This window comes from Streptomyces sp. NPDC092369 (assembly GCF_044755245.1).
Classification (GTDB): domain Bacteria; phylum Actinomycetota; class Actinomycetes; order Streptomycetales; family Streptomycetaceae; genus Streptomyces.
In genome coordinates, this window is record NZ_JBIVQP010000011.1 from 98349 (window position 1) to 122240 (window position 23892).

Consider the following 23892-nt stretch of genomic DNA (forward strand, 5'->3'; position numbering starts at 1 on the left):
TCAGGCCCCCTCGAGTTGGCTCGCGCCGGCGTCCCGGCCGCCGAGCCGGCGCAGCAGCAGAGCGAGAGCCAGACCCACCAGGACCAGGATGACCGCGATGGCGCTGGCCGGTCCCATCAGGCTGGCCTGGAACCCGCGCTTGTACATGTCCAGTGCGAGGACCCGGGTGGCATCGGCGGGGCCGCCCTCGGTGAGGATGAAGATGAGGTCGAAGAAGGTCAGCGACCCGACCACCATCAGCGTGGACGAGGTGATGATGGTGTATTTCAGCTGGGGCAGCGTGATGCTGAAGAACTGCCGGATCCGTCCGGCTCCGTCCAACTGCGCCGCTTCGTAAAGGGACTTCGGGATCTGCTGGACACCACCCTGGTAGATCAGGGAGTGGAACGGGACGAACTGCCAGGAGACGACGAAGATGACGACTCCGAACGCGAGCCCGGGCCGCCCGAGCCAGTCCTTGCTCAGTGCCTGGATGTTCAGTCCGGCGCCGAGCCCGAAGTTGGGGTCCAGCAGGGCCTTGTACGCGATCGCGATGGCCGCGGAGCTGAGCATCAGCGGGACGAAGTACACGACGCCCAGCACCGCGCGGTAGCGCTGGCGGCCCGCCATGAACGTACCGAGCAGAATACTCAGCGGTGTCTGAACGGCCCAGGACACGGCCATCACCAGAAAGGTCACCCACAGGGCGTGCGGCAGCCCGGGGTCGGTGAGCACCGCACGCCAACTGGTCAGTCCCGAGGGGTGGATGGCGCCGATCCCGTCCCACGTGGTGAAGCTCAGCGCGAAGACACCGACGAGCGGAATCACGGCGAAGCCGACGAAGACCACCAGCGCCGGCACCGCCAGCCAGGGCAGGATGCTGCGCGGTTCGCGACGCGGCCGATGGCCGGTGAGTGAACTCATTTGCCGATGACCGCGTTGAGGTTGCCGGCGAACTGCTTGGGTGAGATGGACAGTTGGAACAACTTGACGATGTTGTCCAGCAGGGTCTCGGCGGCCGTCGGGCTGAGGGCCTGGTCCCAGGACTGGCCGAACACCTTGGCCTTGCTGGCGATGTCGTAGGTGAACTGCAGGAAGTCGGCGCTCTTGGAGGCGGCCAGCAGCTTCTCCGTGCCCATCCGGATCGGGACCGACCCGTTGTCGATCCACGCCTTCACCTCCTCCTCCTGGAGGACGCCTTTGGCGAAGAAGTCCTTGGCGACCTTCTTCTGCTCGGCGCTGGCCTTCGAGGAGATCGACAGGTACTGGGCGGGGTTGCCGACGGTGTCGCTCGGATCGCCCTTGCCGCCTTCCACGGGCGGGAAGGTCATGTAGCCCAGCGAGCCGCTGGAGACGAAGTCACCCCCATCCGCCTGCTGGATGCCGTACGACCAGGCCCCGTGCAGCATCATCGCGGCTTTGCCGGTGTACAGCAGCGCCTGGTCGGCGTTGGAGTCCGCGGTGATCGAGGAGAAGCCCTTCACGAACCCGTGGGCCTTGACGAGCTCCTGCACCTTGGTCAGCGCGGTGATGGCGTCCGGGTTGGACCAGGCGTTCTTCTCACCTTCGATGATGGCCTGGAACACCTCGGAACCGCCGATGCGGTCGAACAGGAACTCAAGCCACATCATGTTCGTCCACCGGGACTGGCCACCGAGGGAGAACGGCGCTATGCCCTTCGCGTTGAACCTGGGCACCAGCGCCATGATGTCGTCCCAGGACTTGGGCGGTTCCACGCCGACCTGGTCGAAGACCTTCCTGTTGTAGTAGAGGATGATCGGCTGCACGGTCTCGACCGGCATCGCGTAGATCTTTCCGTCCACGGTCGCCGCCCCGAACGAGGATGGGAACAGCCCCTTCTTGACCTCGGGATGCTCGTCGAACCACGAGGTGAGGTCCTCGACCTGGTCCGCCTCCGCGTAGGTGCGCAGCGTCCCGCCGCCCCAGCCCCAGATGATGGTGGGCGCCGTTCCGGCACCGATGGAGGTCTTGATCTTCGTCTTGTACGCGTCGTTCTGGAACGTGGTGTCCTTGATCTGCTCCTTGGGGTGGGCCTTGTTGAACGCGTCCACCGCGCCGGCCCTGACGCCTTCCTGCGGCTGACCGTTCAGGTACCAGTACGTGGCCCCGCCGCTCTTGCCGGGACCGGACGAGCCGCAGGCCGCCAGCGCCGCGGAGGCCGGCACGCCGACAGCCAGACCGAGGAGGGTACGTCGGGAGAGCGCCATGTCTTTTCTCCGCACTCGAGAGCCACAGGCTTCTCGTGAGTCATGGTGAAAGGTTTTCGAAAGAACCTTCTTCTTGCTCTGTCCGTGCAAGCTAGGTTTCGGTCTGAAGCCCTGTCAAGACATGTGCAGCGACGCATTGTCGGCCCGCATTCAGCCCCGTAGCATCGGGCAAGAGCCGCCTCCGAGAGGCCTCGGCAGGGATCGAAACTATTTCGAAATCGTCTGATTGAGGGCAGGAGGCCCTGCCATGGCTGCGTCTGACTCACTGTCGGTGCAGGTCCTGCTGGGCAGAGCCGGACGCGGTCTCACGCAGTTCGTCGGACGTGTCCGGAACGAGGAGCCCGTCAGCACCTCCGTGGACGATCTCGGTGCCGGGCTACCGTACGGTTGACCGGTTCCACCCGCATTGCCGGTCCGACCGGCGGCTCACCACACTGGTGGACGTACAACTGGGAGAAACCGATGCGACCGAACGCCAGGCGCACCACCTTGGCGGACATCGCCCAAGCGGCCGGGGTTTCCGTCGCGACCGTGTCCAAGGTCGTCAACGGCCGCGGTGACGTGGCACCGCACACCCGCACCCGGGTACAGGAGCTGCTGCATCAGCACGATTACCTCGCGCCGGTGTTCCGTCACACCGAGGCCGTCGAAGTCCCGACCATCGAGGTGCAGTTCCAGGGCGGCCTCAAGTCGTACGTGGCCGAGACCCTGGAAGGCATCATCGACTCCGCCGCCGAACTGGGGGCCTCGGTGGTGATCAGCAAGGCGTCCCATGCCCCGCACTGGGCCCGGGATCTGGTCTCGGCCGGGCGGCGCGCCGTCATCGCGGTCACCAGCGTGTACACCGCGGCGCACCTGAACGAACTGGCCCGGGCCGGGCTGCCGTTGGTCGTGCTGGACCCACTGCACCTGCCGGACAGCCGGGTCAACAGCGTGGGGGCGACCAACTTCGCCGGCGGCCTGGCCGCGACCCGGCACCTGCTCTCGCTGGGCCACCGCCGCATCGCCTATCTCGGCGGACCGGCCATGGCCGTATGCAACCAGGCACGTATGCACGGCTACCGCGCCGCCATGGAGGCGGAAGGAATACAGGTGCCCAACGCCTACGTCCGGCCCGGAGAATTCACGTACGAGACGGGCTTGCTCGGCGCCACGGCGCTTCTGGGCCTGGAGGAGTCACCGACCGCGATCTTCGCAGGCAACGACGAGATCGCCCTCGGTGTCATCGAGACCGCCCGCGCCAGAGGCCTGCGCATCCCCGACGACCTGAGCGTGGTCGGCTTCGACGACACAAGCCTCGCCCAGATGGCCTCACCGCCGCTGACCACCGTGCGCCAGCCACTACGGGAGATGGGCGGTGCCGCCCTCCGCACCGCGCTCCGACTGGTCAACGGCGAAAAGGTCGAGTCCCACCACATCGAACTCGCCACCGAACTCGTGGTGCGGGCCTCGACGGCGCCGCCCCGCTAACAGGAAACGTCTCCCGCGCCAGCGCCTCCCGCCCAATACACGAAGTGGCAGGTTCTGGTCAAAGGCTGCCCAAGTGTCGGACGCTTCCTCTCTCGCGTGGTCGGGTCCCAGCGACGGCTGTATCTGTACCCGTTGGGAGGACCTGGTGTCAGCACCTACCCGCAAGAGACGATGGTTCACGATCTGCGCCATCACCGCATCCGTCGCACTCGTCGCGATACCCGCCGGTGCCGCGCCGAGCGGCAACAACAGCCCCTTCGGCGCCCGCGCACTCGCCCGACTCGCCGCCGAACGCACCCATTCGACAGGCGTCGTCAGCCCCAAGGCGAAAGCCCAGGACGACGACGGCGGTGATGACGGCAACGAGGCCGACGAGATAGTGGAGGGCGCGGACCAGTACGCAGAGGCCCGCACCTCACCCGGCATCGTCGCACCGGGCGCGTACGGCGCCGCCTGGAACAGTCTGACCAACCTGCCGAGCACCGGCGGCAGTTGGCACAACGCCACGAATCTGCCCTACAACTCCGACGACCCCCGCTACCGCGACTACGACTCCAACTCCAGTGGTGGCTCGGGCAACGTGACCGGCCGCATGGCGGCGATGGCAGCCGACGACGACGGGTACGTGTACGCGGGCAGCGCGGGCGGCGGCGTCTGGCGGTCCAGGTCCGGCGGCGGCCACTGGCAACCCATCAGCGACAAGCTGTCCTCGCAGTCCACCGGCGCGCTCGCGCTGGACGGCGCCGGGCGGCTGTGGCTGGGCACCGGCGAGGCGACGACCAACGCCGACGCCTACCTCGGCAGCGGCGTCTACGTCCTGTCCGACCCGCGCCGCGGCTCCTTCTCCTCCCGCAGCCGGGTCGGCGGCGACGAGCTGGAGTCCACCACCGTCCACGAACTGCGCTTCGGCGGCGGCAAGGTGTGGGCGGCGACCAGCGAGGGCGTGTGGAGCCACTCGACGAAGACGCTGAAGGGCGCCTGGAAGCTGGAGTTCGCGCCCAACCCCGCCTATCTGCCCCATGGTTCGCTGGCGAGCGACCCGTCCGCGCCGTACAAGAACATCGCGAACGACATCGCGATCGACCCGAAGAACCCCTCCAAGGTGGTCCTCGCGGTCGGCTGGCGCAGCGGCGACGACTACAACGGCTTCTACAGCAAGGTGAACGGCACCTGGACCCGGATCACAGGCGGTCTGGGCGACCTGCCGGCCGACGCGGACGACGTCGGCAACGTCACGTTCGCCCGCTCCGCCGACGGCTCGCGCTACTACGCCATCGACCAGTCCCCGGAGCAGTTGAACACCAACCCGGACAGCGCACTGGAGGGCATCTACGTCTCCAAGTCCGGTTCTCCCACAGGCCCTTGGACCAAGATCGCCGACTACCAGGGCCTGGCCGCCGCCGGTTCGGCGCTCACGTCCAGCGGCTACATGCCCGGCGTACAGGCTTGGTACAACCAGTTCCTGACCGTGGACCCGGCGAACGCACAACACGTCTACGCCGGCCTCGAAGAGGTCTACGAGACCAAGGACAGCGGCACCACCTGGTCGGCCGTCGGCCCCTACTGGAACTTCGGCTTCCCCTGCTGGAGCATCGACCCCACCAAGCAGACGGGTGACTGCAGCCCGACCACCCACTCCGACCAGCACGGCGTCGCGATCGGCAGATACCACGGCAAGAGCTTCGTCTACGTCGGCAACGACGGCGGCGTCTACAAGCGCCCCCTCGACGGCTCCCAGGACGCCTCCGGGCACGCCACCGACTGGACCTCGCTCAACGACGGAACCATCGACACCCTCCAGTACTACTCGGTCGGCGTCGGCAAGGACCTCGCCCACGGCGGCGTCTCCGTCACCGGCGGCCTGCAGGACAACGGCCAGTCCATCCTGCGCAGCAACGACAAGGTCATGGGTTCCAACTTCGGCGGCGACGGCGGCGACACCCTCACCGACCCTGCCAACGGCTGCGACATCGCCGAGGAGTATGTCTACCTGGCGATCCAGGTGACCCAGAACTGTGCGGTGAACGACGGCAGTTGGGTCACCGACCCCAGCAAGATCACTTCGTACAACGTCGCTCCGGCCGACAACGCCACCGGAGAGGCCCGCTTCATCGCCCCACTCGCCGCGGACGCGAAGAACAGCTCGACGTGGATCGCCGGTGGCCGTCACGTGTGGGTGCAGACCCACGGCTACGCCATCCGCGACGGCGACGAGTGGAGCAGCCTCTACGACCTCGGCGAAGGCCATACCGCGACCGCCGTCGCGATCTCCGGCGGCAAGGTGTACGCGGCCTGGTGCGGCCCCTGCAACAACCAGGGCTTCGCCCGCGGCATTTCGGTCGGCAACGCGGACGGCACCGGCTGGCACGACATCACCCTGCCGGTGGACGCCACGGTGCCCAACCGCTACCTCAGCGGCTTCGCCATCGATCCGAAGAACGCCAACCACGTCTACCTGACCGTCAACGGCTTCTCCCGCCAGTGGACCGAGGGCCCCGGCGCCGGCGTCGGCCACGTCTTCGAGTCCAAGGACGGCGGTACCACCTGGAAGGACATCTCGAAGAACCTGCCCGACGTCCCGGCCGACTCCGCGGTCGTCACACCGAACGGCGGCCTCGCCGTCGCCACCGATCTCGGTGTCGTCTACCGCGCGCCGGGCCGTTCGACGTGGAAGCGCGTCGGAGATCTCCCGGCCGTCGCCGTGCTCCAGCTCAAGCTGAGCCCTGACGGCACCACTCTGTACGCGGCCACACACGGCCGTGGCATCTACACGATCAAGGTGCGTGATTGCGACTGACGCGGTGACGTCGCAGAGGTGATCCCGGGGTTCCCGGGATCACCCCCGCGTCGTGTACGGCACCACACTCACATGCAGCGTGAAGGCAGCGCTCGCCGCGCCCGCCACATCTGACGCCTTCGCCAACGCGGTGACCTCGGCCTCACCGGCCCGGGTCCCCGCGCACCGCAGCGAGGCATGGGCCGTACCGTCCGAATCCACCCGCCAACCGGACGCCAGGACGAAAACCGGCGCGGAAGTCCGCACGGCCGTCCACCTCTTGTCGTCGACACGCGGTTTGAGCACGAGAGTCACCATGGTCCCGGGCCGTACGCACAGCCGTCGTTCGACGGCACCACCGGGACTGACGGTGATCTCCGTGTGCCCGGCGGCACACCTCCCGGTCGAAGAGGAGGACGCGGAAGGCGATGCGGACGAGGCCGAGGACGACGCCGGCGTCGATGCAGAGGCTGACGGCCGTGCCGAGCCATCACGGCTCCCTGACGGCGCTCCCGCCGACCCGCCACCCGTCGATCCGCTGCACGCGGCAAGGACGACCACTCCGACGGCCAGCGGCACCCCGGCCCACCCTCGCATCCCAGCACCTCCCTGCGTGTGCGTGCACCACAGCGTCTCCCGTCGGCACGCGAGCCGACACCATGCTGGCTGTTTCGATTCGCCCATCTCCACGCAAAGGCATGGGCACAACGGTGAGCGTGAGGCCTCAGGCCTTGGTCCGTACAAAACGCGATCCGGACTTTCGAGCTCCCCTGTCATGAAGCGGGCTTTTCAGCTGTGGCTGAAGGGAGTTCCCGCGTTTGCGGATCAATGGCAGCGTGTGCGGCACCCGCCGAGTTCATTGCGTATCCACGGAGGGAATCCATCCGCACGCGTTCCATGAACCGGCCGGTGCCCGCGGCACGTCATCACCACCGACCACAGGATGCGACGGCCGACCGGCCGTGCACCACGCAGTTCAGGGGGAAACCGTAATGCCGATCCGTTCCGCCGTCAGAACCTCTCGGGCCGCTATCCGTTCCGCGGCCGTCGTCACCGCCACGCTCACCGCGGCCGCGCTCTGGGCCGCGGCCTCTCCCGCCTCCGCGGTGAAGGGCGGCGGTCCGGCCACGACCGACGCCCGACCGTACGCCATGATGATCGAACTCGACGGCAGCCAGTTCTGCGGCGGCACGCTCGTCGCGCCCACCAAGGTGCTCACCGCCGGCCACTGTGTGGAGAACGCCGGGGACGTCTCCGCACTTCGGGTCATCGGTGGCCGCACCAAGGTGGACAGCACCGGCGGCACCGTGCGGAACGTGGCGTCCTACCGGCTGGACTCGCGCTACACCATGCCCGGTTACGCCTACGACGCCGCCGTCCTCACTCTGGACCGGCCGATGCCCTACCGCACGATCCCGGTGGCGGGCCCCAAGGATGCCAAGCTGGTCGCCGACGGCCGGAAGGCCACCGTGCTCGGCTGGGGGCGTACCGGCCCCGGAGAGTCCGCGACCCGGCTCAAGCAGGCCACGTTGCTCCTCTCCCCCGTCGCCAACTGCCAGCCCTACACGGACCCCGACACGGACCCCGCGGCCATGCTGTGCGGCATGCCGAGGCCGGGAACCACCGACAGCATCTGCCCGGGCGACTCCGGCGGACCGCTCGTCAGCGGTGGCAAGGTGGTCGGCATCGTGTCGTCCGGCAACAAGTACTGCGACGAGCAGTTCCCGGTGTCGGTCTTCGTCCGCGCCGACTCGGTCGCCGCGGACCTGGGCCTCCACACGTCCTGACCTCGGCCGGGCGGCACGGTTTGTGGTCCTGGAGTCCAGGGACCCTCGTGTCGCCGCGGCGTTGGGTCCCCCGGCGCCGCCCACCGCAGCGCAACCCTTCCTCACCCTGCGGCACGACAACCCAAGAGCCCACACGAAAGCACGAAGGGGGCGGAGGTCAGGCGACTCCCGAGCCGAACCCGTTGTGGGCGGTGTTGTCGCCCCAGTACTCCCACACGCCGACGCCGACCGCCGTCTCCTCCGTGAAGAAGTCGCCCGTCCTCGACTCGCAGTGCCCGTCATTGGAAGGGTCGTTCAGGTATTCGCCGATGGAGGTGTCACCTTTCTTGCCCGTCACCAAGGCATCGGTACCACGACCGTCGGTCTTGTTGTCGCAGACCGTGATCTTCTCCAGGCCCGGGTAGCCGTTGAGGTCGGCGTCGAAGTACACGGCACCGCTCTGGTTGCTGGTGTACACCCAGCCGCTGTTCTGGGACGCCTGTGCCTGGGTGGCGAAACCCATGGCCGACATCGCCACGATTCCGGCCACCATCGAGACTCTTCTGAAAGCTCGCATATCAGTGTGCTCCCGGTTCTGTTCGGCCCCCGACGGAGGCACCAACTACGCGTCCGGTAGCGATTCTTCGCTCGCGGCATGACTCCAGCTGGGTGGTGGTGAGCGTTGTGGACGCTCCGCCAATAGCTGTGGACTCTTCGCCAAGGCCGCATGCCGAAAAGCACCTGTGCGTTCATGGACTCCCCGGATCTGCCCGGGATGATTCCCCACCCTCGACGCGACCATCGGCCGCACCCACACCTTTGACGCGACAATGCGGACAGCCACCGTGAGAATTTCGATCTCAGGACCAGACTCCTGGGCGAAGACCACCCCGATACCGTGCAGAGCCGTCGTGACCTCTCACGGGCGTCCGGCTCCGATCCGGGAGTCTCCATTCTCGGATGGGCCGACTGAGCCAGGCCGGCGCCGCTCGGGGGTCTCGTCCCGGTCGGCCTCACACCGAGAACTCGCGTATCACCGTGTTGCGGAACACCGCGCCGCCACCGATCGTGAACAGCGCGAGCCGGGTGTCCAGCAGGTACGGGAACACCTGGCTGGTGTGCACGTAGCGGCCGTCGTCGACGAACATCTCCACCGACGTGCGGTCCACCAGGATGCGCAGTTTCACCGTGCCGGCGGACGGGTCGAACGGGGTGTGGCTCTCCTGCCACTTGCCGGACGTGTCGGCGTTCACCGTGTTGCGCCGGTTGAGGAAGGCGTAGTCGGCGTAGATCCCGGCGTCGATGTGCCGGCCACCGTCGGGTGAGCGCCTCAACTGGATTCCGGCGCCGGTGAGTTGGGACCACGTGATCTCGGTCGTCACCTCATAGGAGATACCGGTGTAGTCGAGCACCTTCGTGCCGTTCACGGTCACGTCGCCCAGGCTCACGGTGCGGGAGACATGCGAGTCGAGGCCGGCGACGGGCCGGGAGGCGAGGTAGTAGGTGTTGTCGGACGCCTTCTTGAGGGTGATCTCGCGGACGACGGAGTCGGTGCCGTTGAAGCCGTCGCAGTCGATGGTGGGGGTGGTGCCCGCGTAGTCCCAGTTGTTCACCCATCCGATCGCGTACCGGGCGGCCGCGTCCACCGCGCCGCTCCCGTCCCGCTTCTCGAAGGTGACGGCGCCGTACCAGTCCCAGCCGTGGTCGAGCCACCGCGGCTCACTCGCATCGGCGGTGAACGCGCCGCCGTCGAAGGAACCCGTCCAGTAGGCGTACGTGTTGGGCAGCCCCACGCCCTTCCCGTTGGCGCTCACGCCGAGCACCCACTTCACCGTGCCGTCGCCCGCGGTGATGCGGAACAGGTCGGGGCACTCCAGGACTCCGATGCCGCTGTGGATGAACCCGCCCACGTACGACCAGGACTTGAGGTCGTCGGAGTGGTAGAAACCGACCTTGTCGTTCTCGGCGAGTGCCATCACCCAGCGGCCTCGGTCCTCGTCGCGGATCACCTTGGGGTCGCGGAAGTCGGCGACTCCGGGGTTGGGCAGGACGGGGTCGGTCCCATAGTTGATGAAGGTGAGACCGCCGTCGGTCGAGTAGTACAGGAACTGCGCTTGGCGGTCGGTGCCGTCGCCCGGGGACATGGTGGCGATGACGACGACCGCGCCCGCGCCGAATCCGGCCGTGTTGCCGGTGTCGACCACCGCCGAACCCGACCAGACATCGCCGTTGGGCGTGGTGTCCTTGGGCACGGCGACCCCGCGGTCGGTGAAGGAGACCAGGTCCTTGGTGGTGGCCAGGCGCCACGCGGTGCCGACGGCACCGGTGAAGTAGTCGGCGTTGTAGAGGTAGTAGTAGTGGTACTCGCCGTCGATCCATACGGGCCGCTGCGGGTCGTTCTTCCACTGGTCGGGGACCGTGAAGTGGAACGCGGCACGGTAACTCGCCCCGCACGCTGCGGAGTTGGTACAGCCCTCAGCCGTGGCCGTTCCGCTGGACAGCAGCGCTGCGGCGGCGCCCGCCGCCGATCCCGCGAACAGTGATCTCCTGGAAATCCCCGGGGTTCCGAGCATGACGCATCGTTCCTCTCGTGCGGCTCCTGCGAACGAGGACTGTAGACCTAACTCGATAAAGGTCAAGAGTCCTAACTCGTTAAAGGTCGTGCGTTCCCGACCCTTGACAGGTCCGCCGCCCAGTTCCCATCATCTGGGCATCACCCCTGAACTAACACGAGTTAGGCCCGTTGATGACTGACTCGCACATCCCCCGCCGCACGCTGCTGCGGTACGGCGCCTACGGGGCCGGAGCAGCCGCCCTGGCCGGGACCGCCGCGAGCTGGGACCGGCTCACGGGAGCCGACATCCCGGGCCGCGACGACGGCTCCCTCGTCGTCGCCACCCTCGGCTCCGCCTTCGACCCGGCCACCGTCGACGCCCTCACCAAGGGCTTCCACCGGCTCCACCCCGACATCCCGCTGCGGGTGAACGCGGTGCAGGCCGTCGACTGGTCGGATTTCTTCGCGAAGATCCTCACCCAGATCGCCGCGGGCAGCGCCCCCGACCTGGTGTATGTGGCCACCGAGGGCGTGCAGTTGTTCGCCCAGAAACTCGGCGTGCCCCTGGACCGCTGGGTACGGCGGGACGCGGCGCAGCTGCGTGAGTACTTCGCCGACGTCCACCCCTCGCTGGTCGAATCGATGATGTACGAGGGGAACCTCTACCAACTGCCGATGGAGTTCAACGCCGCCGACATCTACCTCAACAAGCAGGTACTGAAGCGGACGGGCGCGGGCTTCCCGGCGGCCGACTGGAGCCGCGACGACTTCACCACGCTGCTGCGGGAGATGAAGCGCGCCGGCGACGCGCACTTCACGCCGTACTTCTGGACCAACCGGCTGTGGGGCGGCGTGGTGCCCTGGCTCTTCGCGAACGGCACGAACCTGCTGACGGAGTCGAAGGCGCCCGGCGGCTCCTGGCTGTGGGACACCTTCTACCCGGCCGCCGACCGGCAGGGACGCGGCGGCGGCTACCGCTGGAGCACCCCGCAGGCCGACGCCGACCGCGTCGAGGAGGCGTACGGCTATCTCGCCTCCCTCGTCCAGGAGGACCTGTGCACCCGGCCCGAGGGCGGCAACGGCAGCAATCTGGTCGGCGTGTTCTCCACCGGCCGCGTCGGCGTCACACCGGCGGGCGGCTTCTGGGCGGGCGGCCTGCACCTGGCCGGCATGCGGGCCGACGACTACGACGTGCAGTACTTCCCGCGCTGGCGCACCCAGCGCCACCAGTTCGGCGCGGCGGGCTACGCGCTGCTGCGCACCTCCACGAAGCAGGAAGCCGCCTGGGAGTTCATCAAGTACGCGGCCCACAAGGACACCATGACCCGGTTGTTCCAGGGCAACCAGACCACCCCGGCCCGCCGTTCGATGCTGACCGCCGCACGCTACGCCGAGAGCGGCCCGGCCCACTGGCAGGTCTTCTACGACACCCTCGACCGGTTCCCCGACACCGGCCCGATCCCCGCGCCGCCGCAGGTCGCCGAGGTGACCGACGTCCTGCTCAAGTACACCGGCACCGCGCTGGCCTCGCCGCGTGCGGTGGGTCCCGCGCTGCGCCGGATGCAGGGCGCCCTGGAGCAGGCCATGGAGCGTGAGATATGACGAACACCCAGGTCCCGAACGCCCAGGACCCGAACACTCAGAACCCGAACGCCCAGGTCCCGGCCGTACGTTCGCGGCCCACGCCACCACCCGCCGTCACGGTACGGCCGTCGGTCCGCGACCGCGGATCCCGGCTGCTGGCCACGCTGTTCCTGGCGCCCACGGTCGTCGGCATCGTCGTCTTCACGGTCGTGCCGATCATCGGCTCCCTCGTGCTGAGCCTGTTCCACTGGAACGTGATCGACCCGCCACGATTCGCCGGCGGCGCCAACTACCGCACCACCTTCACGGATTCGACCGTCCTGGTCTCCTTCCGCAACACGCTCCTGTTCATGGTCCTCGCGGTCACGCTGCAACTGCTGATCGCGCTGACGCTGGCACTCGCACTGAACGCTCGGATGCCGGTGTGGCTGCGGTCGGTGTTCCGTTCGGCGTTCTTCTTTCCGCTGGTGCTGTCCGCCGCGTCGATCTCGGTCGTGATGAAGTACCTGTTCAACCAGGACTTCGGGGTGGTGAACTGGCTGATCGGACTGGTCGGCGTCGCGCCCGTGCCCTGGCTGACCTCGGAGCACGCGGCGATGGCCACGGTGATCCTGGTCTACGTCTGGCAGCAGTTCGGTTTCTCGTTCCTGCTGTTCGTCGGCGGTCTGAACAACATCCCCAAGGAGATCCACGAGGCCGCCGCTCTCGACGGCGCGACCGGCCTGCGCAAGCACCTCGGCATCACGCTGCCGCTGCTGTCGCCGACGCTGCTCGTCGCGTCGGTGGTGGGCATCATCAACGCCCTCCAGGTCTTCGAACAGCCCTACGTCCTCACCGACGGCGGACCCGGCGATGCCACCCGCACCGTGGTGATGGTGATCTACGAACGAGCCTTCGAGCAGCTCGACTTCGGCGAGGCATCCGCGGTGGGCGTGCTGCTCTTCGTGCTGATCATGGCGGTCACCGCCCTCCAGTTCCGGCTCAGCCGGCGTTTCGTCCACTACCAGTGAGCCGGTGAGCCGCATGAGCGCCATGAGCCAAGCAACCCCGACCCTGAAATCAACCCCGACTCTGAGCCGCGTACGTCATTCACTCGCCCCCTGGGCCCGGATCGCCGCACTGACCGTCTGCGCCCTGCTGACGCTGGGCCCGGTCGTCTGGACCGTCTCCACCTCCCTGCGCACCCCGGCCCAGTCCTTCGACCTGCCCCCGCAGATCATCCCGACGCACCCGACGTCCGCGGCCTACCGCGGGGTATTCGACCAGATCGACGTGTGGCTGCTCGCCCTGAACTCCACGCTGGTGACGGCACTGATCGCCGTCGGCCAGATGATCACGGCGGGCCTGGCCGGATACGCCTTCGCGCGCCTGGAGTTCCGCTTCAAGAAGCCGCTCTTCGGCCTGGTCCTGGCGACCATGATGGTGCCGTTGCAGGTCACCATCGTGCCGGTGTTCCTGGTGCTGAAGTCGATGGGCCTCACCGACACCCTCCTCGGCCTGATCATCCCGGCCTTCCCGACCGCCTTCGGCACGTTCCTGATGCGCCAGTACTTCCTCGGTATGCCGAAGGACCTGGGCGAGGCGGCCATGCTGGACGGAGCCGGGCCCTGGCGGATCTTCCGCTCGGTGTACGCGCCGCTGGCCGCGCCCGGCCTGGCGATCGTCGGGGTGCTGGCCTTCAACTACCACTGGAACGAGTTCTTCCGCCCGCTGATCCTGGAGACCTCCGGCCAGAACTACACCCTTCCGCTGGGTCTGGTCTCCCTTCAGGGCAACCTCGGCACCGGGTCGATCTCGGTGGTCCTGGCTGGGGTCGTGCTCTCGATGCTCCCCGCCCTCGCCGTGTTCGTCGTCGGCCAACGCCCTCTGCGTGAGGGCATCACCTCGGCAGGAGTCAACCGTTGAGCAATGACCCCAACGCACCGCGTTTCAGGGTCCGTCCGCCTGCCGGCTGGATCAACGACCCCAATGGGCCGTTCCGTTGGCGGGACCGCTACCACCTCTTCTACCAGCACAACCCCGACGCACCGGTGCACGCCAACGTCCACTGGGGTCATGCCTCCAGCACCGACCTCGCGCACTGGGAGCACCACCCGATCGCGCTCACCCCGACGCCCGGTGGCCCCGACGAGGCCGGCTGCTGGTCGGGCTGCGTGACCGACGACGCCGGCACACCGACCGCCGTGTACACGGGAGTTGACCATGCCCACACCGGACTCGGCACCATCTGCCTGGCGCGCTCGGCCGATCCGGACAACGAGCTGCTGACCGAGTGGAAGCCACTGCCGACGCCGGTGGTGGCGGGGCCGCCGCCGGGACTGGACGTGGTGATGTTCCGCGACCCGTTCGTCTTCCGCCACGCGGACCGGCGCTGGGCCCTCGTCGGCGCCGGGCACGCCGACGGCACGCCCTCGGTCCTGCTCTACGACTGCGACGACCTGACCGACTGGCGGTTCGCCGGCGTGCTCCTGGACGGCAGGGACCCGGTGGCGGCGGGCGTTTTCGGCGACAAGTCGGTGGGCTGGGAGTGCCCGCACCTGTACCGGACGGCAGGCGGCGACCACGTGCTCCTGGTGTCCCTGTGGGACGGAGATCCCTGCTCCACGGGGTATTTGACGGGCCATCTGGAAACCGATGACCAGGGTGAGTTGAGGTTCGAGCCGCGCACCGGCGGCCGACTCGACCAAGGGCGGGACTTCTACGCTCCCGCCGTGCTCCAGGAGCCGGACCGCGCACTGCTGTGGGGCTGGTCGTGGGAGGCCCGCCCGCAGGAGGAGACGGACCGGGCCGGATGGGCAGGAGTACTCACGGCACCCCGGGTGGTCGACGTCCACCCCGACGGCTCACTGCGGGTGAGTCCGGCCCCGGAACTCGAACTCCTGCGCCCGGCCGAGCCGTTCGTCACTGCGCCGGGTCGGGTTCCGCTTCCGGCGACGTACGACCTGACGGTCACCGCATGCGGACCGACCACGGTGAAACTGCGACGGGACGCGACCGGGCGGGAGTTGACCATCCGGGCGGACCCCGCGTCGGGGACCGTCGTCCTCGACCGCAGCGCCTGGCCCCGGACCGGCAGGGAAGGCTCCGCCCCGATCACCGTGCACGTACGGAAGGGACCGGAACTCGAGCTCCGGCTGCTCGTCGACGGCTCGCTCCTCGAACTCTTCGTCGAGGACCGGGCCATGGTCACCGAGCGCGTCTACCGGCGCCCTGGCGACGTCACCGAGTTGGTCGTCGACGGGCCAGGGTCCAAGGTCACCGGGTGGGCGCCGGACACTGAGAGGCGCGGCTGACCAAAGTCCGGGCCACACCTGGACCGGGCACCCGGGGCACCGGCTGGACAGCGCACCCACGAAGGCGCGACTGCTCACGCCCTGTTCAGGTGCCCGGGTTACCGACGGGCACCTGCCCCATGGAGGCACGGCTGACCACGGGGCAAGGCGGGCGCGCGATGGGCGCCCAGGTCACCGGACGGGCGGCCGAGCCCCGCTGGCACGACTGCTCACGCACGGGCCAAGGGCTCGGCGTACCCGATGGACACCGGACCCATCGAGGCACGGCTGACCGCAGGGCGGGGCGGGCGCGGCGCGATGGGCGCCCAGGTCACCGGACGGGCGGCCGAACCCCGCCGGCACGACTGCTCACGCACGGGCCAAACGCCCGGTTACCCGATGGACGCGGGACCCACCGACGCTCGGCTGACCACCGGGCAGGCCAGCCGCCGGACGGTCGCCGGCGGCGTGCGGCCGGCTTCGATGGCGTCCAGGAGCAGCCGGGCCGCCTCCTCGCCCATCGCCCGGTGCGGCAGCGCGATGGAGGTGAGTGGCGGGGTGAGGAACGCGGCCATGTGCTCCTGGTCGTCATAACCGACGACGGACAGATCGGCGGGCACGTCGATTCCGAGCCGGGTCGCGGCGTGGAGGACACCCGCCGCGACCCGGTCGTTGTAGCACAGGACGCCCGTGGGGCGACGGCCCGGCTCGACCCCGTCGAGCAGGCGCAGCGCCCCCGCGTATCCCGCGGAGATCTCCCCGCCGCCGCGCACGATCCACTCCCTGGGCACGGTGACGCCCTCGGCGCGCAGCGCGTCCCGGAAGCCGCGGGTGCGTTCCGCCGAGGCGATGTCGTCCAGACCGCCGATGACAGCGAGCCGGCGGTGACCCGCACCGAGCAGCAGCCGGGCCGCGGTACGGCCACCGGCGCGCTCGGCAGGGACCACGGCGGGCAGGGAGTCGTCCTCGGGCAGGCAGTTGGCCAGCACGGAGTGAGTGCGGTGCAAACCCTCGGGGACGCGGACCCGGCGCAGCGACATGGCCGCGTAGATGATGCCGTCCACGCGCCGGTCGAGCAGTTCCGCGACGGCCGCGTCCTCCTTGGCCGGGTCACCGCCGGAGTCGACCGTGAGGACGAGATGGTCGCTGTCCCAGGCGGTCTCCATCGCGCCGCGCAGCAGCCGACCGGCGAAGGGTGAGGACGCGATCTCGTCGGTGACCAGTCCGATCACGGCCGTACGGCGACGGCGCAGACCGCGGGCCACCGGGTCGGGGCGATAGCCGAGGCGGGACGCGGCCTGCCGGATGCGTTCCTGGGTGGCGGGCGAGAGGTTGCCGTCGGCCCGGCCGTTGAACACGAAGGACACCGCCGTGTGCGACACACCGGCCAGCCGGGCCACGTCCCGTGACGTCGGGCGCCCGGTGCCCGTGCTCCCGCTCTCCTCGGCACCACCCACGCCGTCCGCCGCCCTCACCCAGCCCGTCCCTGTCGATCACCGTCCACCCTATCGGCGGGGAGCGCCAGGGCACACGGGAGATCCTCCGGGCGTCGCGGGGTGGGCGTCGTGAACCAGCCCGGCTACCGCTCTGCCAGCCGGTCAGCCTACAAGGCGTTCCTCGGACCAGTTCCTCGTCGAGGTCGGTGAGCCGGTTGAAGCCGAACTGCCAGAGCCTCTGGTTGGGCGCGGCCGGGCCGAAGAACGGCGGGGACGGCGTGAGAACGGGAACAGCTCTTCTTCGGCTGGCAGTTCGCCACCAAGGCCGCGACGCCGACCGCGATCCCCGCGTACGCAGTCGACGTCTACGTCGACGCGATCACCGCGGATCCTCGCGCGCTGCGAGCGAGCTTCGCGAACTACCGGGCGCTGGACGAGACGATCGCGCAGAACGAGCAGCGCGGCAAGACCCGGCTGAGCCTGCCGGTGCTCGCCGTCGGCGGCGCCCTGTGGAGCGGCGAGAATGCCGCCCAGACGATGCGGCTGGTGGCCAACCGGTAGCGGCACGCCACACGGCTGAAAGGCGCACCGATGAATCTGTTACGAGCTCTCAGGACGGCGGCGTCTGATACTCGGAACGCCAGCCGACCGACAAGCCCCAGTGGATTCCGGTGCCGGCCGTGACCACGATCTTGACGTGCTTCCTGGCGCTGCGCAGGCCGATCTCGTTGTAGGTCTCAGAGGGGGCGGCCTCGCAGGGGATGGTGTAGGTGGACAATCCGCCGACGACTATTTTCGTTACCCCTTCACCGGCGCATTCGGTCGCCACCGCAACCGTCCCGCCCTCGATGCTGTCGATCACGGCCACCTCTTCCGACCCCGTCCTGTCCGCCAGGCGCACGAGGGCCTTGGTCGAGCCGGAGATGTCGGGGGGAGTTGACGGCAGAACGATGGCGGAGGGAGATCCGGAAGAGGTTGCGGAAGGTGGGGTTCTCCCAGGTGATTGCTGGCCGTTGTGTGCCGTGCAGCCGGCGCTGAGGGAGAGGCTCGCTGCCACGGCGATCGCCACGGCAGCGCGGGCCTTCAGCTGTCCCACGTGTACCAGCCCACCTTCCAGGGCGTGATGGAGGCTGACTTCATCCCCGACGGGGTCGTGTCCCCGGCGGGGGTCATGTCTGCCTCAAGGGATCGTAAGGGTCACCTCCCCAGCACTCAATGATCATCGCCCTAAGGGTGCGCAAAGAGGATTGGACGTGATGAGACGCTGACCTGCGGCAACCTGAAGCAGCGATGGGCAGGCAGCCCCGACCGCCTGCCCATCAGGTCGGGAGACAGCTCAGGTCCCCTCTCGCGCCCCGCTCGCGACGTCCTTGCGTGTCACCGCCAGATGGACGACCAGGCCGAGGATGACCGCGAGGAACAAGACGCTGGTGACGACGGTGCCCAGGCCCACTCCCCCGTCGCCGGTCGGCTGGGACAGGTAGTCGCCGATCGAGGCGCCGAGCGGGCGGGTGAGGATGTAGGCGATCCAGAAGCTCCACACCGCGTCCAGCCCAAGCGTGAAGTGCGCGAGCGCGACCGCGGCGATGGCCAGGCCGAACAACACCGCGGAGAGCCAGTAGCCGAGGTTCATACGCTCGGACACCAGGTCACCGGCCGCCGTACCGAGCGCGAAGGTGAACAGCACCGCCAGCCAGTAGAAGGACTCACGGCTCGTGGTGTCGATGCTGTGGATGGACAGGGTCCGCTCACGGCGGTACCAGACGACGAACACGATCGCGAGGAGGAGCGCGAACACCGTGGTGCTCGTCTCCAGCGGTACCCCCATGTTGTCGGTGAGGTTGTCGCTGATGAGAGTGCCGACCACGCTGATCAGGGCGACGGCGAGCCAGTAGACGCCCGCGCGGTAGGCGGTCGTACGGAACTGCACGACCAGGACGACGGCGAGCAGTGCACTCATCAGCACGGACACGCCCGTCAGGCCCAGGCCGGCCTTCTCGTTCAGGAGGTCGGCCGCCGTCTCGCCGACGGTCGTGCACAGGACCTTGATGATCCAGAAGTAGTCGGTGACCTCGGGGACCTTGTTCCACCGCAGGCGGGGAGAAGGCCGGGCGCCGGCCCTCGTGCCCGCTTCGGTGCCGGGTGTATCGGAGAGTTCATGGGTCATGGGGCGTGACGCTGCCAGGGGTTGCCTGAACGCATCCTGACTGCAACGCGGCGTACCGGACCTTCCACACCCACGGAGATCGCGAACGCCTCTGCCCCGGGGTCGCCCGGCACAACAACGAACTCCTGGCCTGACAGACGAGCTCACGCCGGAAGACCCGCACCCATCGAGGTCCGGGTCGCATGCGCCGAACAGGCCCTTGCCGGCCAGGACGACGCCGATCGCCGGCAAGCTGACAGGGAACTCGTCGGGACGTACTCCGGGCAGCGAGTGTGCGGAGCAACTCCGCTGCCGCGCACGCGGTTTCGGGGGCGTGCGGCCACTTCTGCGCTGAGGCTCCCTCCCGGGGGTACTCGCGCGGCATGACCGTCTATGGATTACACGCCTCGCACGAACAGGTGCCGCCCGCGGATCTGCTCGACGCCGTGGTGCACGCGGAACGTGCGGGCTTCACCGCCGCCATGTGCTCGGACCACTTCTCGCCGTGGAGCGTCCGTCAAGGGGAGTCCGGGTTCGCCTGGTCGTGGCTCGGCGCCGCCCTCCAGGCCACCGACCGGCTGCCGTTCGGTGTGGTGAACGCGCCCGGCCAGCGCTACCACCCCGCGATCGTCGCGCAGGCCGTCGCCAGTCTCGCGGCCATGTATCCGGCCAGGTTCTGGGTGGCGCTCGGCAGCGGTGAGGCCTCCAACGAGCACATCACAGGGGCGGGTTGGCCCCGCAAGGACGTCCGCACCGCGCGGCTGCGCGAGTGCGTCGACGTCATCCGGGCACTGCTGCGGGGCGAGGAGGTCAGCCACGACGGCCTGGTGACCGTTGACCGGGCTCGGCTGTGGACGCTGCCGCCGGACGTACCGCCGTTGATCGGAGCCGCGTGCAGCACGGCGACCGCGGCCTGGTGCGCCGAGTGGGCCGACGGCCTGATCACGGTCAACGCTCCGCGCCAACTGCTGCGCGAGATCGTGGACGCGTACCGGGACGCCGGCGGACGTGGGCCGCTGCATCTCCAGGTGCACCTGAGCTGGGCGCCAGGCGAGGACGAGGCCCGGGCGCTGGCGCACGACCAATGGCGCACCAACGTGCATGGACCCCCGGCCAGTTGGGATCTCGACACCGCGGAACTGTTCGACGTCGTCAGCGAGCACGTCACCCCCGAGCAGGTGGCGCGCTCGGTCAACATCTCCTCCGACCTGGGCCGGCACACCGCCTGGCTGCAGGAGTACGCGGAGCTCGGCTTCGACGCCGTGATGCTGCATCACGTGGGCCGCGAACAGGGCCCGTTCATCGACGCGTTCGGCGCCGAGGTACTGCCGCGACTCGACGTCACCCGCCCGCTTCCCGCCACGGTGAAGGAGTACCGATGCGTCTGACCCGTACGTCCGATCTGTGGTGGAAGAACGCGGTGGTGTACTGCCTGGACGTCGAGACGTACCAGGACGGCAACGGCGACGGGATCGGAGACTTCGCGGGCCTCACGCAGCGCATCGACCATCTGGAGCGTCTCGGCGTGACCTGCGTGTGGCTGATGCCCTTCTATCCGACGCGGGAGCGCGACGACGGGTACGACATCACGGACTTCTACGGTGTCGACCCCCGCCTGGGCACCCTCGGTGACTTCACCGAGTTCACCCGCACCGCCAAGGACCGCGGCATCCGTGTGATCGCCGACCTCGTCGTCAATCACACCTCCGAGGACCACCCCTGGTTCAAGGACGCCCGATCCGGCCGGGACTCCGCCCACCGCGACTGGTACGTCTGGGCGGACAAGCCCCCCGAGGACGGTCCCAAGGGTGTGGTCTTCCCCGATGCGGAGGACAGCCTGTGGGAGTACGACAAGGGCAGCGGCCAGTACTACCTGCACCGCTTCTACAAGCAGCAGCCCGACCTCAACGTCGCCAACCCCGAGGTCCGCGACGAGATAGCCCGCGTCATGGGGTTCTGGACACAGCTCGGGCTGTCCGGATTCCGGGTCGACGCCGTGCCCTTCCTGCTGGAGACGGACGGGCAGGCCGACGCCGGGGCACTGCCGGACCCGCACGACTACCTCGCCGACCTGCGCGCCTTCCTCGGCCGCCGCAACGGTGAGGCGGTGCTGCTCGGCGAGGTCAATCTGCCCTACGACGACACCGCCCGCTTCTTCGGCGACCCCGCCTCGGGCCGCGGCGACGAGCTCACCATGTGCTTCGACTTCATCGCCATGCAGCAGATGTACCTGTCGATGGCGCGCGAGGACGCCGGGCCGCTGGCCGCCGCGCTACGGGACCGCCCCGCGGCCCCGCGGGACGCCCACTGGGCCACGTTCGTGCGCAACCACGACGAACTCACCCTCGACAAGCTGAGCGACGCCGAACGGGCCGAGGTGTTCGCGTCCTTCGGCCCGGACAAGGACATGCAACTCTACGACCGGGGACTGCGCCGCAGGCTGCCGCCCATGGTCGAGGGCGACCGGCGCCGCATCGAACTCGCCTACAGCCTGCTGTTCACCCTGCCGGGTACCCCCGTGCTCTTCTACGGCGAGGAACTCGGCATGGGGGAGAACCTGGCCGCCGAAGGACGCCAAGCCGTACGGACGCCCATGCAATGGACCCCGGAGGCGGGCGCCGGCTTCTCCGATGCCCGCCCGGACGCCTTTCCCAATCCGCTGACCGACGGCGCGTTCGGACCCCAGAAGGTCAACGTGTACGAGCAGAGTCGCGACCCGGGCTCGCTGCTCAGCCGCATGCGGCTGTTCATCGAGCGCTACCGGGAGGCTCCCGAACTGGCCTGGGGCGACTACCGCCTCGTGGACACCGGGGAGCGAGCGGTCCTGGCGCACATCGCCCGCACCACCGACGGGACCGACGGGGCTGTCCTGGCGATGCACAATTTCGCGGGCGGGCCGGTCACCGTACGGCTGCGGCTGCCAGAGGCCGGGCCCGGCGGAAGGCTCATGGATCTGCTCGACGAAGGGCACGCCGGTCTCATCGTGGACGACGACGGCCTGCTCCGCGTCGAACTGCCCGCCTACGGTTATCGGTGGCTGCGCGTCGGCACTCCTGCCGACGACCCCGAAAGGGTCGCCTCCGACTGACGTCACGTCCGCCGGGAAAGCCTCCGGCCTTCATGTCCCGTTCGAACCGAGCTCGCAGGGCGACCGCCGCTCCTCCCCGCGTGTCCGCCGTGGAACGTTCCCCACTCCCCTATCGTCTACAGTTCAGTAGACCGTCTACAGAATTGTAGTCGCATGTCGGGAGCCGCCGTTCCGCCGCGTCCGACAGCCGGAAGAAGGACGAAGGGCACTGGATGATGACCGCAGCCGTACACCTGTCGTCACAGCTCGCCGTCAATGTGCTGGATGCGCGGTCACTGCTGTCCGCCTTCGGAGTGCTCGGCGTGGGTGTGGTGCTGTTCGCCGAGACCGGGCTGCTGATCGGCTTCTTCCTCCCCGGCGACTCACTGCTGTTCACGGCCGGTCTGCTGTGCACCGGCACCGCCGACCGCGGCCTGAAGTTGTCGCTCGCGCCGCTTCTGGTCGCCGCGGCGGTGGGAGCGCTGGCGGGCTCGCAGTGCGGATATCTCCTGGGACGCAGAGCGGGCGGCGCCCTGCTGGCCCGTAGCCGCTCGGCCCGCCTGCGCGAGGGGGCGAAACGCGCGGAGGAACTCCTGGAGGGCTACGGGTACGCCAAGGCGATCGTGCTGGCCCGCTTCGTGCCCGTGGTGCGCACAGTCCTCAATCCGATGGCGGGCGCCCTGGGAGTGCCGGTGCGGACGTTCACCCTCTGGCAGGTGGTCGGCGGGCTGGTGTGGAGCATGGGTCTGACGCTGGCGGGGTACGCCCTGGGCTCCTCCGTGCCGAACATCGACCGGTATCTGCTGCCGATCGTCGCGGTGATCGTGGCGCTGTCACTCATTCCGCTCGCCTCCGAGATGTACCGCTCACGCCGGGCCTCAAAGGCAGCGGCGAGGCAGAGGGAGACACCCGGATGATCCTCGCCTTCGACGGCTCGTCGGTCGACGGCTCGGCGTACACCGACATGGTGCATCTCGCCCAGGAGGCTCCGACCTGGCTGGACGACTCGGTGTCGGCCTGGTCGACGTACGGACTCGCCGTGTTCGGGATGCTCATGGCGATCGGCTGGTGGCGCGCCCGACGGGTCGGCGCTGTCGCGTCGGTGACAGCACTCGCCGTGCCGTTCGTCGTTGTCGTGGCCTACGGGGTGGATACCGCGCTGAAGGTGCTGGTGCGCGAGGACCGGCCCTGCCAGAGCCTGGGGGTGACCACGCTGGAGGCGTGTCCGGCACCCGGCGACTGGTCCTTCCCCAGCAACCACGCGGCCATCGCCGCCGCGGCCGCCGTCGCCCTGCTGTTCGTCTCCCGCCGGCTCGGAGCTGTCGCCGCGGTGGCCGCGGGTGCGATGGCTGCCGCGCGCGTCTGGGTCGGCGCGCACTATCCCCATGACGTGCTGGCGGGTGTCGTGGTGGGCGCCCTCGTTTCGCTCCTCGCCATGCCTGCGCTGCACCGGCATGCGGAGATGCCGGCTCTGAGACTCACGGCAACCCGTCTGCGTCCGCTGCTGGTGGTCGCCGTACGAGACGTGGTGACATCCCCAAACTGACCGGCGGCTACGGCCTCGGCGCATGGACGGCCTTCAACGTACCGACCATGACCGTGGTGGGCCGCGAC

At 68.8% G+C, this 23892-nt stretch carries 19 protein-coding genes; 11 read left to right on the top strand and 8 right to left on the bottom strand.

The annotated features are described in order from the left end of the window. Positions 1–903, bottom strand: coding sequence for a carbohydrate ABC transporter permease (locus tag ACIQI8_RS43565; RefSeq protein ID WP_402364304.1), 903 nt, complete (start codon positions 901–903; stop codon positions 1–3). Continuing rightward, on the bottom strand, positions 900–2207 hold the full coding sequence (locus ACIQI8_RS43570) for an extracellular solute-binding protein (protein WP_402364307.1): 1308 nt from the start codon (positions 2205–2207) through the stop codon (positions 900–902). The genes ACIQI8_RS43565 and ACIQI8_RS43570 overlap by 4 nt, the downstream gene beginning before the upstream one ends. Positions 2208–2669: 462 nt before the next feature. On the opposite strand from ACIQI8_RS43570, the gene ACIQI8_RS43575 reads away from it, so the two are divergent. Both ACIQI8_RS43575 and ACIQI8_RS43580 read left to right on the top strand, forming a co-directional pair. Next, positions 2670–3677, top strand: a complete 1008-nt coding sequence (locus ACIQI8_RS43575) for a LacI family DNA-binding transcriptional regulator (RefSeq protein WP_402364310.1) — start codon at positions 2670–2672, stop codon at positions 3675–3677. Between the two features lie 145 nt (positions 3678–3822). Continuing rightward, positions 3823–6474 (top strand): glycosyl hydrolase, encoded by a 2652-nt coding sequence (locus ACIQI8_RS43580; protein ID WP_402364313.1) that lies wholly within the window; start codon positions 3823–3825, stop codon positions 6472–6474. Between the two features lie 39 nt (positions 6475–6513). Here the strand turns inward: ACIQI8_RS43580 and ACIQI8_RS43585 are convergent, their stop codons facing one another. Further along, positions 6514–6759 carry an acetyl-CoA synthetase gene (locus tag ACIQI8_RS43585; RefSeq protein ID WP_402364316.1) on the bottom strand — a complete coding sequence of 82 codons (246 nt, stop codon included), beginning with the start codon at positions 6757–6759 and terminating at the stop codon, positions 6514–6516. 686 nt (positions 6760–7445) lie between these two features. Here ACIQI8_RS43585 and ACIQI8_RS43590 point away from each other — a divergent pair. Further along, positions 7446–8240 carry a S1 family peptidase gene (locus tag ACIQI8_RS43590; RefSeq protein WP_402364319.1) on the top strand — a complete coding sequence of 265 codons (795 nt, stop codon included), beginning with the start codon at positions 7446–7448 and terminating at the stop codon, positions 8238–8240. 157 nt (positions 8241–8397) lie between these two features. On the opposite strand, the gene ACIQI8_RS43595 is transcribed toward ACIQI8_RS43590, so the two are convergent. Together ACIQI8_RS43595 and ACIQI8_RS43600 are read right to left on the bottom strand one after the other, a co-directional pair. Beyond that, a complete protein-coding gene (locus tag ACIQI8_RS43595; protein ID WP_402364322.1) occupies positions 8398–8772 on the bottom strand; it encodes a hypothetical protein in 375 nt (124 codons plus the stop codon). Positions 8773–9232: 460 nt separating this feature from the next. Continuing rightward, entirely contained in the window at positions 9233–10792 is a 1560-nt protein-coding gene (locus ACIQI8_RS43600) for a glycoside hydrolase family 32 protein (RefSeq protein ID WP_402364325.1), read from the bottom strand. A gap of 173 nt (positions 10793–10965) precedes the next feature. Here ACIQI8_RS43600 and ACIQI8_RS43605 point away from each other — a divergent pair, with 173 nt between their 5' ends. From ACIQI8_RS43605 to ACIQI8_RS43620, 4 genes are read left to right on the top strand one after another with little or no spacing between them, the layout of a single operon-like run. Beyond that, entirely contained in the window at positions 10966–12375 is a 1410-nt protein-coding gene (locus ACIQI8_RS43605) for an extracellular solute-binding protein (RefSeq protein WP_402364328.1), read from the top strand. Continuing rightward, a complete protein-coding gene (locus tag ACIQI8_RS43610; protein ID WP_402364331.1) occupies positions 12372–13367 on the top strand; it encodes a carbohydrate ABC transporter permease in 996 nt (331 codons plus the stop codon). The genes ACIQI8_RS43605 and ACIQI8_RS43610 overlap by 4 nt, the downstream gene beginning before the upstream one ends. Positions 13368–13389: 22 nt before the next feature. After that, complete coding sequence (locus ACIQI8_RS43615) at positions 13390–14262, top strand: carbohydrate ABC transporter permease (RefSeq protein WP_402364334.1); 873 nt, start codon at positions 13390–13392, stop codon at positions 14260–14262. Further along, entirely contained in the window at positions 14259–15650 is a 1392-nt protein-coding gene (locus tag ACIQI8_RS43620) for a glycoside hydrolase family 32 protein (RefSeq protein WP_402364337.1), read from the top strand. The genes ACIQI8_RS43615 and ACIQI8_RS43620 overlap by 4 nt, the downstream gene beginning before the upstream one ends. Before the next feature lie 371 nt (positions 15651–16021). On the opposite strand, the gene ACIQI8_RS43625 is transcribed toward ACIQI8_RS43620, so the two are convergent. From ACIQI8_RS43625 to ACIQI8_RS43635, 3 genes are all read right to left on the bottom strand, one after another. Beyond that, on the bottom strand, positions 16022–17086 hold the full coding sequence (locus ACIQI8_RS43625; protein WP_402364471.1) for a LacI family DNA-binding transcriptional regulator: 1065 nt from the start codon (positions 17084–17086) through the stop codon (positions 16022–16024). 589 nt (positions 17087–17675) lie between these two features. After that, a complete protein-coding gene (locus tag ACIQI8_RS43630; RefSeq protein ID WP_402364340.1) occupies positions 17676–18161 on the bottom strand; it encodes a hypothetical protein in 486 nt (161 codons plus the stop codon). A 240-nt stretch (positions 18162–18401) separates the two neighbouring features. Continuing rightward, entirely contained in the window at positions 18402–19232 is an 831-nt protein-coding gene (locus ACIQI8_RS43635) for a hypothetical protein (protein ID WP_402364343.1), read from the bottom strand. A gap of 362 nt (positions 19233–19594) precedes the next feature. Between ACIQI8_RS43635 and ACIQI8_RS43640 the strand changes: the two genes are divergently transcribed. From ACIQI8_RS43640 to ACIQI8_RS43655, 4 genes are all read left to right on the top strand, one after another. Next, positions 19595–20599 (top strand): TIGR03885 family FMN-dependent LLM class oxidoreductase, encoded by a 1005-nt coding sequence (locus tag ACIQI8_RS43640; RefSeq protein ID WP_402364346.1) that lies wholly within the window; start codon positions 19595–19597, stop codon positions 20597–20599. Next, positions 20590–22299, top strand: coding sequence for an alpha-amylase family protein (locus ACIQI8_RS43645; protein ID WP_402364349.1), 1710 nt, complete (start codon positions 20590–20592; stop codon positions 22297–22299). Before ACIQI8_RS43640 ends, ACIQI8_RS43645 begins: the two co-directional genes overlap by 10 nt. Positions 22300–22514: 215 nt before the next feature. Further along, a complete protein-coding gene (locus tag ACIQI8_RS43650) occupies positions 22515–23195 on the top strand; it encodes a DedA family protein (protein ID WP_402364473.1) in 681 nt (226 codons plus the stop codon). Continuing rightward, positions 23192–23824, top strand: a complete 633-nt coding sequence (locus ACIQI8_RS43655; RefSeq protein ID WP_402364352.1) for a phosphatase PAP2 family protein — start codon at positions 23192–23194, stop codon at positions 23822–23824. Before ACIQI8_RS43650 ends, ACIQI8_RS43655 begins: the two co-directional genes overlap by 4 nt. The last annotated feature ends 68 nt before the right edge of the window (positions 23825–23892 follow it).